The organism is Streptosporangium minutum (assembly GCF_002149035.1).
GTDB lineage: Bacteria > Actinomycetota > Actinomycetes > Streptosporangiales > Streptosporangiaceae > Streptosporangium > Streptosporangium minutum.
In genome coordinates this window covers 1-12,866 of the sequence record NZ_NGFP01000004.1, presented here as the reverse complement: position 1 = coordinate 12,866, position 12,866 = coordinate 1, and the positions used below count along the sequence as shown (strand labels likewise).

The 12,866-nt window shown below is 69.5% G+C and carries 16 protein-coding genes; 12 read left to right on the top strand and 4 right to left on the bottom strand.

Features of this window, described 5'->3' with window-relative positions:
* Nucleotides 1-123 precede the first annotated feature (123 nt).
* From CA984_RS01450 to CA984_RS01425, 6 genes are all read left to right on the top strand, one after another.
* Entirely contained in the window at nt 124-660 is a 537-nt protein-coding gene (locus tag CA984_RS01450; protein ID WP_086567044.1) for a DUF6609 family protein, read from the top strand.
* A 136-nt stretch (nt 661-796) separates the two neighbouring features.
* A complete protein-coding gene (locus tag CA984_RS01445) occupies nt 797-1,309 on the top strand; it encodes a SigE family RNA polymerase sigma factor (RefSeq protein ID WP_086567227.1) in 513 nt (170 codons plus the stop codon).
* Entirely contained in the window at nt 1,306-2,526 is a 1,221-nt protein-coding gene (locus CA984_RS01440; RefSeq protein ID WP_086567040.1) for a hypothetical protein, read from the top strand. Before CA984_RS01445 ends, CA984_RS01440 begins: the two co-directional genes overlap by 4 nt.
* A 102-nt stretch (nt 2,527-2,628) precedes the next feature.
* A complete protein-coding gene (locus tag CA984_RS01435; RefSeq protein WP_086567037.1) occupies nt 2,629-3,240 on the top strand; it encodes a PadR family transcriptional regulator in 612 nt (203 codons plus the stop codon).
* Nucleotides 3,218-3,658: a hypothetical protein gene (locus CA984_RS46990; protein ID WP_207620637.1), complete on the top strand. Its 441-nt coding sequence runs from the start codon at nt 3,218-3,220 to the stop codon at nt 3,656-3,658. The genes CA984_RS01435 and CA984_RS46990 overlap by 23 nt, the downstream gene beginning before the upstream one ends.
* Nucleotides 3,659-3,823: 165 nt before the next feature.
* Nucleotides 3,824-4,786, top strand: coding sequence for a GNAT family N-acetyltransferase (locus CA984_RS01425; protein WP_133061502.1), 963 nt, complete (start codon nt 3,824-3,826; stop codon nt 4,784-4,786).
* A 181-nt stretch (nt 4,787-4,967) separates the two neighbouring features.
* On the opposite strand, the gene CA984_RS01420 is transcribed toward CA984_RS01425, so the two are convergent.
* On the bottom strand, nt 4,968-6,386 hold the full coding sequence (locus CA984_RS01420) for a sensor histidine kinase (RefSeq protein WP_086567030.1): 1,419 nt from the start codon (nt 6,384-6,386) through the stop codon (nt 4,968-4,970).
* A gap of 1 nt (nt 6,387) precedes the next feature.
* Complete coding sequence (locus CA984_RS01415) at nt 6,388-7,056, bottom strand: response regulator transcription factor (RefSeq protein WP_086567224.1); 669 nt, start codon at nt 7,054-7,056, stop codon at nt 6,388-6,390.
* A 124-nt stretch (nt 7,057-7,180) separates the two neighbouring features.
* Here CA984_RS01415 and CA984_RS01410 point away from each other — a divergent pair, with 124 nt between their 5' ends.
* A complete protein-coding gene (locus tag CA984_RS01410; RefSeq protein WP_086567027.1) occupies nt 7,181-7,795 on the top strand; it encodes a hypothetical protein in 615 nt (204 codons plus the stop codon).
* A 537-nt stretch (nt 7,796-8,332) separates the two neighbouring features.
* On the opposite strand, the gene CA984_RS01405 is transcribed toward CA984_RS01410, so the two are convergent.
* Nucleotides 8,333-8,818, bottom strand: coding sequence for a hypothetical protein (locus CA984_RS01405; RefSeq protein ID WP_133061501.1), 486 nt, complete (start codon nt 8,816-8,818; stop codon nt 8,333-8,335).
* 286 nt (nt 8,819-9,104) lie between these two features.
* Between CA984_RS01405 and CA984_RS01400 the strand changes: the two genes are divergently transcribed.
* Nucleotides 9,105-9,641 (top strand): peptidylprolyl isomerase, encoded by a 537-nt coding sequence (locus CA984_RS01400; protein ID WP_012886907.1) that lies wholly within the window; start codon nt 9,105-9,107, stop codon nt 9,639-9,641.
* A 153-nt stretch (nt 9,642-9,794) separates the two neighbouring features.
* Nucleotides 9,795-10,673, top strand: a complete 879-nt coding sequence (locus CA984_RS01395; RefSeq protein WP_086567022.1) for a rhomboid family intramembrane serine protease — start codon at nt 9,795-9,797, stop codon at nt 10,671-10,673.
* A 49-nt stretch (nt 10,674-10,722) separates the two neighbouring features.
* Here the strand turns inward: CA984_RS01395 and CA984_RS01390 are convergent, their stop codons facing one another.
* Nucleotides 10,723-10,968 (bottom strand): cell division protein CrgA, encoded by a 246-nt coding sequence (locus CA984_RS01390; RefSeq protein WP_012886909.1) that lies wholly within the window; start codon nt 10,966-10,968, stop codon nt 10,723-10,725.
* Nucleotides 10,969-11,178: 210 nt separating this feature from the next.
* Here CA984_RS01390 and CA984_RS01385 point away from each other — a divergent pair, with 210 nt between their 5' ends.
* The 3 genes from CA984_RS01385 to CA984_RS01375 are packed head-to-tail and all read left to right on the top strand — an operon-like array spanning nt 11,179 to nt 12,540.
* Nucleotides 11,179-11,802, top strand: a complete 624-nt coding sequence (locus tag CA984_RS01385; RefSeq protein ID WP_086567020.1) for a class E sortase — start codon at nt 11,179-11,181, stop codon at nt 11,800-11,802.
* A 10-nt stretch (nt 11,803-11,812) separates the two neighbouring features.
* A complete protein-coding gene (locus tag CA984_RS45780) occupies nt 11,813-11,968 on the top strand; it encodes a hypothetical protein (RefSeq protein WP_086567017.1) in 156 nt (51 codons plus the stop codon).
* A complete protein-coding gene (locus CA984_RS01375) occupies nt 11,968-12,540 on the top strand; it encodes an anthranilate synthase component II (protein ID WP_086567015.1) in 573 nt (190 codons plus the stop codon). Before CA984_RS45780 ends, CA984_RS01375 begins: the two co-directional genes overlap by 1 nt.
* Nucleotides 12,541-12,866: the final 326 nt, after the last annotated feature.

Below are 12,866 nucleotides of genomic sequence, written 5' to 3'. Positions count from 1 at the left end.
GAAAGGGACGAAGGTCGCGATCGGCGTAGTCCGGCTCGCGTTTCAGCCAGAAACGCGATATATCTCGACTTTAGATTTTAAGGTATATCTCGTCTGCGCTAACGTGTTGACCGAAAGGGCGTCATGCTCCCCCTGCTCGCGCTGGACTCCGTCCTGCCCCACCCCTACCCGCTGATCCGCGGCGGCGGGCTCTTCCTCATCTTCGTCGGCCTCGGTTTCCTGCTCGGCTGGATCTTCCCCAGCCGGTGGATACCGTTCGGCATCGGCGGGTTCATCGCCGGATTCACCGCGAGCGGCCTCAGCGCGCTGTTGAAGCCGTCCCTGGGCACGCCCTCCCTGGTGCAGATCGCCGCCCTGGTCCTCTCCTTCGTCGTCGAGGCCGGTCTCCTCTACTACGTGATCACCACGTTCAAGGACCGGGACGACCGGACCATGATCTTGAGCATCCTCTTCGTGGTCGGCCTGCACTTCATCATCATGGGAATGGCGCACGGGCCGCTGATCGCGGTCCTCGGCGTGGTGACGTCGCTGAACGCCTGGATCGGGTTGAAGGTGGCGCCGAAGTTGCCGCTCCGGCTGGTCGGTGGCTTCGACGCGCTCCTGAAGATCGGGATCGGCTCCTGGATGCTGTTCCTCTACCCGGCGCTCACCTACACGTGATCCGGCGGGAACGAGGGCGTGACCAGGCGAGAGGACCGGCCGCGCCGGCGTCCCGGCTGATTCCGTACGGCCCGCGGAGCATAGTGGCGTCCACTCCGGTGCGTCTGTAGGGCGTAACCACACAGTGGAGGTGATCGTGGACGCCGCAGAGGAGCGACGGTTCCGCGAATTCGTCTCGGCGAGGTCCCCCGCGCTGATGCGCCTGGCCTACCTGCTGACCGGTGGCGACCAGCACGCGGCTGAGGACCTGCTGCAGACGGCGCTGGCCAGGACGGTGACCAGGTGGCGGAGCGTGGAGGCGCCCGAGGCATACGTCCGGCAGGCGATGTACCGCCAGCAGGTCTCCTGGTGGCGCCGACGCCGGGAGACCGTCGTCGCGGAGCCGCCCGGCCGGGCCCTGCCCGACGGCACGCACGGAGTCGATCTGCGGATCGACATGCGCCGCGCGCTGGCCAGACTGACGGCCAGGCAGCGGGCCGTGCTGGTCCTGCGGTACTACGAGGATCTGCCGGAGGCCGAGGTGGCCGGCATCCTCGGCTGCTCGGTGGGCACGGTCCGCAGCACCGCCCACCGCTCCCTGGCCAGGCTGCGCGAACTCGCGCCCGAGTTGCGGGAGCCGTACACGATCTTCGGGGAGGCGACGGCATGACCATCGACGAGCTCGTCAGGCGGACCCTCCGCGACTGGTCCGACGAGGCGCGGGTCCCCTCCGACCTGGCGTCGAGGGTCCTCCGGGGGCGGCGGCGTTCCAGGGTCAAGGCGTTCGCGGTGGTCGCGGGGGCGACCGCGGCCGTCGTGGCCGGTGCGCTCACGGTCCCGGTCCTCGTCCAGAGGGGGCAGGTGGACGGCGACCGGTCCGCCGTCGTCGTCATGACCGATCCGAGCCCGTCCGCGGAGACGGTGGGAGACCCGGAGTCCGCGCCGCCCAGGACCCTGGTGGCCGCGGGGGGCACGGCGGTCTACTCCTACTACGTCTGGGACCAGGTGAAGATCTCCGACGACCGGCAGGTGCTGACGCGGGCCTGGAGCCTCTACGACAAGGGCGGGCAGACCTACGAGCAGACCCCGTGGGCATGGCTCGACGTCGCGCCGGGCGGGGAGTCGGTCGCGGTGCTGGAGCAGGTTCCCGCGCACCGGGTCGGGGTGATCACCGGCCGGGGCGGCGAGGTCCGGTGGATCGATCTGGAGCGCCCGGCCGGGGCGGTGCGCTGGTCCCCCGACGCGAAGAAGCTTCTGGTGACCAACTATGGCGGCAACCCGGACGAGTCCTACGTCCCTGTGAACAACAGCCAGGAGATGATGCCCACGTCCCGGACCGGCTACACCGTCGTCGACCTGGACAGCGGGCGGGCCGCGTTCCACGCGCTGGAGCCGGATGAGAACAACCGGTTCGGCGGCCGCCAGGACTTCTCCTGGAGCACGGACGGCACGCTGGTGTGGGAGCACAACAGCACGCCGCCCGGCACCAAGAAGTTCTATGACCTGGACGGCAACCCGCGGCCCGGACCACCGGGGGCGGCCGAGACCTACGAGGCGGCCGGAGTGTCGCCCGACGGCCGGTGGATCCCGGCTCAGATCCCGGACAAGAACGCCGCCATGGCCCTGAAGGACGTGCGCACCGGCGAGGTCCTGTCGGTCAAGCCGATCGACGGGCAATGGGTCGAGCAGATCGTGGCCTGGGCGGACGACAGCCACGTGATCACCTGGGCGTGTGAGTCCAAGGGGTTCAACAGCTGCGTCAACGGCGAGTTCAGCAACCGGCTGCTCCTGGTGGACGTGAACGGCGGCGAGGCCGTGCCGCTCACCGGATACCGCGAGAACAGCCAGAGACCCGGCTCGTGGGAGCCGGTCTTCACCCGTCGCTGAGCGACCGTCCGCGAGCCGTACGAGATCCTCGTCCTTGTGCGGCTCGCACCATATCTTTATAGTGCAGAATGCAATAAAGAATTCTGCACTAGGAGGACGGCGATGGCGCGAGGTCCCGATCTGGTCGGGCTCACCGTGCTCGCGCTGCTCTCGGTCAAGCCGAGCCACCCCTACGAGATGCACCGGTTCATTCTCGACACGCACAAGGACTACGTGACCGGGCTGCCCCGCAGCCTCTACCACGCGGTCGGCCGCCTGGCCGGGGACGAGCTGATCGTGCCCGTGGAGACGGGCCGGGAGGGACGCCGTCCCGAGCGCACGGTCTACGAGCTCAGCGACGAGGGCCGGGCCGAGCTGGCGACCCGGTTGCGGAGGCTGCTGAGCGAGCCGGGGCCGGACACGCGGGGTTTCCTCGCCGCGATCTCGCTGGTCGGCTGCCTGCCGGTGCCCGAGGCCGAGCGGGCGCTGCTGACCCGCGCGGCCGCGCTGGAGAGCGCGGTCTTCGCCTGCGACGCGCACATGAGAGGCCTGGCGGAGAGCGGGCTCCCCCGCGTGCTCGTGCTCGAACTGGAGTGCGAGCGTGCGCTCCGGAGCGCCGAGCTCACCTGGGTGCGGAGCGTCCTGGACCGGCTCGGATCCGGGGAGCTCGCCTGGACCGACCAGCGCAGAGCGGATCTGTCAGGAGGGCCGGATGGGAAAGACGCTGATGTATGAGGTCGCCGGGGTGGTCGCGGCCCCGGTCGAGCGGGTGGAGCGGCTGGTGCTCTCGGTCCGTCCCGGTCCGGTCGGGAGGGACAACGCCTGGCTGCTCTCCTCGACGGGCGGCACGATCGAGGGCGGTCCCGGGCGGTTCACCCTGCGGGCGACGGGTTACGCGATGACCGTCGAGGTGACCGGCCGGACCTTCGCCGCGCAGGGCGGCTGGTGGTATCGCGGGGAGTACGCCGTCGAGCCGCATCCCGAGGGCGCGCTCCTCACCCATCGCGTCTTCAACGTCGCGAGCCGGGGCCGCTGGGCCGTCTCGGCAGCCAACCGGTTCTTCATCGGCTCCGGCGGGAAGACACGCGACGGCTTCGCCACCGGACTCCAGCGGATCGGCCGGGAGCTGGACTGCCCGGTGCGTCTGCTCTGAGCCCGTTCCGTGCCGCCCGGTGCGCTGTGCCGCGCTCGGTGCGCTGTATGGCGGTCCGTGCGCTGTGCGGCGTTCCGTGCGCTGTATGGCTTCCGTGCTTGTATGGCGTTCCGTGCGGAGAAAAGCACTCGCTGGCCGGCCGCACGTGTTCGTATGCTCCAGGGCATGACGTTCGACTGGATCCCGCTGACCAAGAACGACACCGGCAAATGGGCGGAGCTGCTCGCCGACGTCGAGAGGGCCGACCGGGTCGGGGAGAACTACGGAGCCGACGACCTCGCCGACGACGTCGACAACCCCCTGCTCGACCTGGCCGAGGGCACCCTGGCCGCGTGGGACGGGGACAGGATGGTGGCCTTCGGCGTCACCGCCTGCCGCCCGGCCGCCGACCCGGTCCATCAGATGACCCTGTGGGGCGCGGTCCATCCGGACTACCGCCGTCGCGGTCTCGGCAGGCATCTGCTCGACTGGGCGGTCCGCACCACACCGGTGCTGCACGGACGCCGCTTCCCCGGACAGCCCCTCGAACTCCACGTCCACGCGTTCGACAGCAACGCGGGCGCGGCGGCGCTGGTCGCCGGGGCGGGGATGACCCCGGTCCGGTGGTTCTACGGCATGAGCCGCGACCTGGGCACGGAACCGCCCGCGATCGCCCTGCCGGACGGGTTGAAGATCGTCGCCTATGGCGAGGACCTCGCCGAGGCCGCCCGGGAGGTGCGCAACGCGTCCTTCACCGACCACTGGGGCAGTGTCCCCCACACCCCGGAGAGCTGGAAGAACGCCATCGTCGGCGTGCAGGCCTTCCGTCCCGAGGGTTCCTTCCTCGTCCAGGACGGGGCGGGCGGGAACGTGGCGGTGCTGCTCACCCATTACTTCGAGGCCGACACCGAGGCCACCGGGGTCCGGGAGGCGTGGATCCAGATCATCGGCACCCTGCGCGAATGGCGGGGGAAGGGGGTGGCGAGCGCGCTGCTCGCCCACGCCCTCACCGAGTTCCGCGCCCAGGGCTACCAGAGGGCCGGGCTGGGGGTGGACGCCGACAACCCGACCGGTGCGCTGGGGATCTACACCCGCGCCGGATTCGAGGTCGAGCACCGCACGACCACCTACGCCCTCCCGATCGGCTGAGACGGACGCTCCCCGGAGCCCCTCACCCCCGGTGCGGGACCCTCCCGCGGACCACCCGCGTCCGCGGATCATCCGCTTCTGCGGACCACCCGCGTCCCCGGATCATCTGTGACTGCGGATCATCCGCCTCCGCGGACCACCTGCGCCCGCGGATCACCTCCGTCCGCGGATCACCCGTGGTTCATGGCGAGGGGAGGCGGGCCCGCAGCCGCGCTCCCGGGCCTTCCCCCACGACACTCAGGCCGCCGCCGTGCCGTACCGCGATGTCCCGGGCGATGGCGAGACCGAGCCCCGACCCGCCCGCGTCCCGGTCCCGGGCCTCGTCCAGCCGGGTGAACCGGTCGAAGACCGCCTCACGGTGCTCGGCCGGGATGCCGGGCCCGTCGTCGCGCACGTCGAGTACGGCTCCGCCCCCGTCCCGGGCCAGGCGCACGGTGACCGTAGAGTCCGCGTGCCGTACCGCGTTGTCCACCAGATTGGCCACCAGGCGGCGCAACTCCTCGGCCGAGCCGCGGACGACCACGTCCGCGGCCACCTCCAGCTCCACGCGGATCTCCGGTCTGGGCCGGGACCGGGTCGCCTCCTCGGCGGCGACCTGCCCGAGATCCACCTCCCCGTGACAGGCCGGCTCGCCGGCGTCCAGGCGGGCCAGCAGCAGCAGGTCGGAGGTGAGCGCCTGGATCCGCTCCACGTCCGTCAGCGCCTCGGCCGCCAGCGGTCCGGGTGGGGCGAGCTCCAGGCGGGTCCGCAGGATGGCCAGCGGGCTGCGCAGCTCGTGGGCGGCGTCGGCGACGAAGCGCTTGTGCCGGTCGACGGCGAGTTCCAGGCGGTCGAGCGTGCGGTTCATCGTCTCGGCGAGCCGGGCGATCTCGTCGCGGGACCGTGGCACCGGTACCCGGCGGTGCAGATCGCTGGCGGTGATGTCGGCCATCTCGGTGCGGATGGCGGAGACCGGCGCGAGCGCGCGGCCGACCGCCAGCCAGGTCAGGGCCGCGACCAGCAGGAGCAGTCCGGGGATGCCGGGGATCAGCAGCCCCTGCAGGGTCTGCAGGGCGGCGCTGGTGGGTTCCAGGGAGGCCCTGGCCTGAACGAGCACCACGCCCTCGACGGTGGACACGGGCATGGTGGCCACCGTGAATGAGCCGGCGGGCGCCCACCGCTCGGCGTGTACGGCGGCCGGTCCGGTGGTCTCCGGCCTGACGGCGTCTGATCGGGTTGTCTCCCCTCGGGAGGCGGTCGACCGGGTGGTGTCCGATCTGGTGGTCCCCGTCCAGGGAGTGTCCGGTCCGGAGGTGATCGGCAGGGCGGCCTGGGCGGGCTGGGCCAGGGCCGCCCGCCACTCCGCTTCGGAGAGGTCGGCCTCCTCGATGACCTGGACATCGGGGTCCAGCGGATCGGTGACCCTGCCGGCGATGATCCCGGGGCTGGCGGTGATCATGTCGGCGGTGCCGTAGGCGCGCCGGGCCGCCTCGGCGGAGGCGCTGTCCACGAGGCTGCCCTTGAGCACGCCGACGAGCACCACCGCCGCGACGCCCAGCGCGACCGCGACGATGGCGGTGGCGGCGAGGGTCGCCCGGACCCTGACCGACAGGCGCGACACCTCAGGACTCCAGCCGGTAACCCGCACCGCGCACGGTCACCAGGGACGACCGGCCGAACGGAGAGTCGATCTTCCGGCGGAGCGCGCTGATGTAGACCTCGACGATGTTCGGGTCGCCGTCGTAGGAGAAGTCCCACGCCTGGGCGAGCAGCTCGCTCTTGGAGACCACCTCGCCCGGCCTGCGCGCGAGGCCGTGCAGGACCGCGAACTCCTTCGGGGTGAGGGAGATCTCCACCTCGCCCCGGCGGCAGCGGAGCCCGGCCGGGTCGACGGTCAGGTCGCCCACCGTGATGGAGACAGGTCTGGCCCGGCCGCCCCGGCGGATCAGCGCGCGCAGCCGGGCCAGCAGCACCACGTACGAGAACGGCTTGGAGAGGAAGTCGTCGGCGCCGGTGTCCAGGGCCTCGGCCTCGTCGTGCACTCCGTCCTTGGCGGTGAGCATCAGTATCGGCGTCCAGTTCTCCGCGTCGCGGAGCTTGGCGCAGACGGTGTAACCGTTCATCCGGGGCAGCATGACGTCGAGCACGATCACGTCGTAGACGTTCTCGCTCGCCATCCACAGCCCGTCGCGCCCGTCATGGGCGACGTCCACGGCGAACCCCTCGCCGGCCAGCCCGCCCTTCAGCAGGTCGGCCAGGCGCTTCTCGTCCTCAACCAGCAGCACGCGCATACCGCCCAGCGTGCCGCAGACCACCTAAAGCCAACCTGAAGACGGCTTCGGCGATGTTCAGGCTGGGTTCAGGCGGCGCGCGGGACGGTGTGACCGTCAGATCCGACCGATCGAGGAGAACAGAATGCGCATCCGTTTTCTCGCCGCATCCGTGGTCACCGCAGGCGCCCTGATGGCCACCCTGACCGGTGCCGCCAACGCCTCCGACGACCCCGCCCCCGCCAGGCCGGAGGCGGCCTTCAGCATCGTGTGCGAGGCCGGCGACGGGCAGGGCGCCGTCGCGGTGCGCAGGCTCACCGACGCCGAACTGAAGGACCTCCAGGCCAAGGGCGAGCACTGGCGGAAGGCCATCGAGACCGGCTCGGTGGAGGCCACCAGGGACACCGGGGCGGGCCCGGTGAAGATCACCGAGACCACCAAGGCCGCCGAGACCACCAAGGCCGCCGAGAGCACCGAGGCGACCAAGGTGACCGAGGTCACCGATTCGGTGGCCGCCACGCTCGCCGTTCCGGCCACCCCGCTCGACCCCTCGAAGCAGGACGAGATCGCCGGGGCCACCACGGTCAGGGTCTCCCCGTTGAAGGAGGGCGAGAGCCGCCTCGACGCGCTCTCCCACGGCGTCCTGCTGACCAAGGTGACGGCCGAGGCCGTGCCGGGAGCGCCGCTCCCCGAGGGCGTGGCCGTCGCCTGCGCTCAGAAGGCGGAGAAGGCGGAGGCGCCCGGAGAGGCCGGCGAGTAGCCCGTGGTGCGGGCCGTACCGGACGGGGACCGGTACGGCGCGCACGGGCTCGGACGCGCGGCTCCGGCCTGTGAGTTCACGCCGCAGCGGCACTCACGGGCCGGAGCCGTGTGAGGTGAGGCACTGTGGGTCCGGGCTGAAAAGGGCTGACGGCGGCCGGATTGACATGCGGCGGCAGGCGACGACCGTATTGACGCGGATGGGCCATCGCGAACAGGCTGATCTCCAGGACCGGCGGAGGTGGGCATGTTCGGGTACAGTTTCGAGTCGATCTTGTTTGCGGTGCTGCTCTGCGGGCTTTTCCTGGGCGCCGTGTATCTGGTGACGTGGGCGCTGGTCCGTCGCTACTCGGGGGACCGGTGGCCAAGAGGATGATCCTGAGAGCCGGCCCGCCCCGGGGCCCTGGCTGTTCAGACCGATTCCCCCGCACCCCGAGGTCGCTGCCCGCCGGTCAGCACGGAAGTACGGCCCGCACCGTGAGGGTGCGGGCCGTACTCCGATGAATCTTGTACCGCTACAGATTCGTACCGCTATAGATCAGGACATTTTCTTGGCTGCCTGATCCGCTTGGACGTCGGCCGTGTGAGCGGTCTCCTCGGCGGTGGATTCGGCCTTCGACTTGACGCCGTGCATCATCTCGGATGCCTTGCCCGTCGCGGAGTGCGCCTTCTCTCCCACCCAGCGAGACGCGTCGGCCGTGCTGTCCTTCATCGCCTCGGTCCACTGGTCGGCGCTCTTGCGGTACATCGCGAAGCCGATGGCTCCGACCGCGAGACCGGTGAACAGCAGGACCATCGGCCACCTGCGGGACTTGGCCGCCGGTGCCGGATCGATCCTGGTCGCCGCCTGCGACAGCATCGCGCTGATCTTCGGTGCGAGTTGCTCCTCGAATGAGTGAGCGGCGGCGTCCAGCCTCGGTGCCGCCCACTCCCTGGCCACGTAGACCTTGTCGTTTGCCGTCCCACGGGCGTGGGTGGCGGCCTCACGGGCGTGAGTGGCCGCGTCCCGGGCATGAGTGGCCATCGGGCCTACCCGGTCGGCGGCACGCGCGACCTGAGCCTTCACCTGGTTCAGGCGCGATTCCGGTATCACTATCTCGATGGGACGCTTTCCAAATTGTGCAAGAGGCACGTTATCCTCCCCAGGTCGTCGGGGCCCCGTTGCCACCCCTGCCCGCTCGAAGGCGGCTCAATCATGACCAGTCATGGGAGGATGCTAGATGGACCGGCTACGGCCGCAACCATCAAAACACCACAAGAGCAGCATGTTGCACAGGCTTTAGCCAAGACCAGAAGGGGGCAATCCGATCGTGGCTGAGAAGTTGATCGCGAACCTGAAGACCAATCGTGGCACCGTGAAGATCCAGCTCTTCCCGGACCACGCGCCCAAGACCGTGCGCAACTTCGTCGAGCTGGCCGAGGGCACCCGCGAGTGGGTGAACCCGACCACCGGCGCGAAGACCACCGACAAGCTCTACGACGGAACGGTCTTCCACCGGGTCATCGAGGGCTTCATGCTCCAGGGCGGCGACCCGCTCGGTCAGGGCACCGGCGGTCCGGGCTACAAGTTCGACGACGAGATCCACCCGGACCTCTACTTCAACCGTCCCTACCTGCTCGCCATGGCCAACGCCGGCATCCAGTTCGGCAAGGGCACCAATGGCTCGCAGTTCTTCATCACGGTGGTGCCCACGCCGCACCTGAACGGCAAGCACTCCATCTTCGGCGAGGTCATCGAGGGCCAGGACGTCGTCGACGCCATCGCCAAGACCGACACCGACGCCCGGGACCGGCCCAAGGAGCCCGTCGTGCTGGAGTCGGTCACCATCGACCGCGTGCAGGGCTGACCGCTCTCGGAACCGACCGCGTGCGGCGCTGAGCGCTCCTGAAACGGCGGCCTCCACATGGAGGCCGCCGTTTCATGTGTCCAGGTGCTCGGGATCATGAATAGGCTGGCAGTCTGTGGATAACAGCACGGTCGAAGGGGCCAGCGACACGCCATGACCACTCAGCCACCCAGCGAGCCTGAAACCGCCGCCGTTCCCACGTGTTACCGGCACCCGGGCCGTGAGACCTACGTGCGCTGCCAGCGTTGCGAGCGTCCCATCTGCCCCGACTGCATGCGCGACGCCTCCGTCGGCTTCCAGTGCCCCGAGTGCGTGGCCCAGGGAAACAAGACGGTACGGCAGGCGCAGTCGACCTTCGGCGGCCGGGCCGTCATCACGCCGCGGGTCACCTGGGCACTGCTGATCGTCAACATCCTGGCCTACGCCGCGGAGACCCTGAGCCCCGCCTGGGTGCTCAACTACTTCTCGATGAGCTCCGGCGACGTCGCCTACCGGGACGAATGGTGGCGCCTGATCACCGGGGCCTTCCTGCACAAGCCGCTGACCGCGGGCTCCTTCGCACTCACCCACATCCTGTTCAACATGTGGGCGCTCTACGCCATCGGTCCCGAGCTGGAGCGACGCCTCGGCTCGCTGCGCTTTCTGGCGCTCTACCTGCTCTCCGCGCTCGGCGGATCCGTCGCCGTCTACCTGTTGGACCTTGGCGCGGTGGGCGCCTCGGGTGCGATCTACGGCATGTTCGGCGCGCTGTTCGTGGTCTCCAAGAAGCTCGGCTACGACGCCCGCGGCGTGCTCTGGCTGATCGGCGCCAACGCGGTGATCACCTTCATCATCCCCAACATCAGCTGGCAGGGACACCTCGGCGGCCTGGTCACCGGTGCGATCGTCGGCGGGATCCTCGCCTACGCCCCGCCGAAGAACCGTAACGCGGTCCAGTGGGGAGGCTGCGTGGCGGTGCTCGTGGTGCTCGTGGCGATGGTCGCACTGCTGCCGCCGTACGCCTTCCAGGCCGAGTTCGGCCTCACCGGCTGATCCACACCCTGATGCTTCCCCAGGGTGTGGATAAATTCTGTGGAAAAAACTAACGCCAGCGAGTGGACAACACCACACCGAAGATGATGAAAACGAACCCGATCAGCAGGTTCCAGTTCGCCAGGTCACCGATGAAGGGTGCGGTGGGCGCCACGTAGTAGATGGCGATCCACAGGATGCCGATGATCCAGGATGCCACCATGACCGGCGCCAGCCAGCGCGGGCTCATCTTGACCTGCTGGGTCGTCTGCGGCGGCGTGTAGACCGCCTTCTTGCGAGTCTTGGGCTTGGGCACTGGGGTCTCTTCCTGCGTCGACCCTGCGCGATCCGGACCGTGCGCAGGTTATGTCAGCTAGCGTAATCGCTGGTGGGCGAAGACCCGAGTAAGAATAGTCTCCGCACACGGGACATGGCGATCCCAGAAGGGATCATCGCAGCGCAAACCTTGGATCAATCGCGTGATCCGCGCCCGGTCGGGATGATCCGCCGTCACTAGCCTGAGCCCATGAGAGCCGCGCTGAGGGCCTTCGGGGAGCTGAGCATCACCGCCGGGGTGATCATTCTGCTCTTCTGCGCATACCTCCTCTGGGGGACCGGTGCCTACACCGACCGGCAGCAGACCGTGCTGCGCGAGCAGCTCCTCAAGGAGTTCGCCGCCAAGGAGCCCGCGAAGCTCACACGTATCCGGCTGGGCGGGGCGATGGCGCTGCTGAGGATCCCCCGGTTCGGGGACGACTACCGCTACGCCGTGGTGGAGGGCGTCGGCTTCGAGGAACTGCGGATGGGGCCCGGCCACTACCCGGGCTCAGCCATGCCGGGAAAAATCGGAAATTTCGTTCTTTCGGGGCATCGGACCACCTACGCCGCGCCCTTCAGCCGGCTCGACGAGCTCCGCCGGGGCGACGACATCGTGGTCGACGCCCGCGAGGCCCGCTACACCTACCGGGTCACCGGCAAGCGCGTCGTCGAGCCCACCGAGGTCGGAGTGATCGCCCCGGTCCCCGGCAAGCCCGGCAGCAAGCCCACCGATGCCCTCATCACCCTGTCGACCTGCCATCCGGAGTACTCCGCCGCCCAGCGGCTCATCGTCTTCGGAGAGCTGGACAGGAGTGAGGACCGTCGCAGATGAGGAGAGTCCCGTGTACGGCTGGATCTGGCGGCTGCTCCCCGGCGGCCTCGCGACCAAGGTGTTCATCGCGGCGGTGCTGGCAGGGCTGGCGGCGGCCGTACTCTGGTACGTCGTGTTCCCCTGGCTCGAACCCCGCGTCCCCCTCGATCACACCACGGTGGACTGATGACCCGCATTCTCGTCGTGGACAACCACGACAGCTTCGTCCACACCATCGTCCAGTATCTCCGTGAGCTCGGCGCCACCTGCGACGTGCGCCCACGTGACCACGTCGTGGCGGAGGACGCAGCCGGCTTCGACGGGGTCCTGGTCAGTCCGGGTCCCGGCACCCCCGAAGCAGCCGGGGTGAGCGTCCCGCTCGTCGGTTACTGCGAGGCCCGCGACCTTCCGCTGCTCGGCGTCTGCCTCGGCCACCAGGCCATCGCGGTCGCCCACGGCGCCACCGTGGCACGGGCTCCGGAGCTGATGCACGGCCGTACCAGCGCGATCGCGCACGACGGCCGCGGTGTCTTCGCCGGGCTGCCGTCCCCGGTGACCATGACGCGCTACCACTCGCTGGCGGTCGTGCCGGAGACGGTCCCGGAGATCCTCGAAGTCAGCGCGACCACCGGTGACGGCCTGATCATGGGCCTGCGCCACCGCACCGCCCCCATCGAGGGCGTGCAGTTCCACCCCGAATCGGTGATCTCCGAACACGGCCACCGGCTGCTCGGAAATTGGCTCGCGGGATTCGTGTAACGCCGGAACCGTCTTGAACGACTAACCAGTGAGCCCTTCCGCCATCGCCCCCGAGTGGCGGAAGGGCTCTTATCCGTTCTCGGGCGGACCGGCTACCGGTATCTGTTCCCGAACGGATCGGCTACCGGGCCAGACGGTTTTATATCGCCCTGACAGCCCCAGAGGCCCCAGAGCCCTGAGAGAGCCCAGGGGCCTGAGCGTGCCCAGAGCCCTGAGAGGGTCCTGAGCCCCAGAGAACGCCGGGTCCCAGAGAGCCCCTAAAAATCCGCCCCCGAAGCCCTCGAAAAGGCCCCGAGCCCTCAAAAGCCCCCTGCGCCCTCGAAGAC

Excerpts from the sequence above, each read along its gene's own strand:
- CA984_RS01450 (WP_086567044.1), top strand. The coding sequence starts at position 124 with ATGCTCCCCCTGCTCGCGCTGGACTCCGTCCTGCCCCACCCCTACCCG.
- CA984_RS01440 (WP_086567040.1), top strand. The coding sequence starts at position 1,306 with ATGACCATCGACGAGCTCGTCAGGCGGACCCTCCGCGACTGGTCCGAC.
- CA984_RS01435 (WP_086567037.1), top strand. The coding sequence starts at position 2,629 with ATGGCGCGAGGTCCCGATCTGGTCGGGCTCACCGTGCTCGCGCTGCTC.
- CA984_RS46990 (WP_207620637.1), top strand. The coding sequence starts at position 3,218 with ATGGGAAAGACGCTGATGTATGAGGTCGCCGGGGTGGTCGCGGCCCCG.
- CA984_RS01425 (WP_133061502.1), top strand. The coding sequence starts at position 3,824 with ATGACGTTCGACTGGATCCCGCTGACCAAGAACGACACCGGCAAATGG.
- CA984_RS01415 (WP_086567224.1), bottom strand. The coding sequence starts at position 7,056 with ATGCGCGTGCTGCTGGTTGAGGACGAGAAGCGCCTGGCCGACCTGCTG.
- CA984_RS01410 (WP_086567027.1), top strand. The coding sequence starts at position 7,181 with ATGCGCATCCGTTTTCTCGCCGCATCCGTGGTCACCGCAGGCGCCCTG.
- CA984_RS01405 (WP_133061501.1), bottom strand. The coding sequence starts at position 8,818 with ATGGCCACTCATGCCCGGGACGCGGCCACTCACGCCCGTGAGGCCGCC.
- CA984_RS01395 (WP_086567022.1), top strand. The coding sequence starts at position 9,795 with ATGACCACTCAGCCACCCAGCGAGCCTGAAACCGCCGCCGTTCCCACG.
- CA984_RS01385 (WP_086567020.1), top strand. The coding sequence starts at position 11,179 with ATGAGAGCCGCGCTGAGGGCCTTCGGGGAGCTGAGCATCACCGCCGGG.
- CA984_RS01375 (WP_086567015.1), top strand. The coding sequence starts at position 11,968 with ATGACCCGCATTCTCGTCGTGGACAACCACGACAGCTTCGTCCACACC.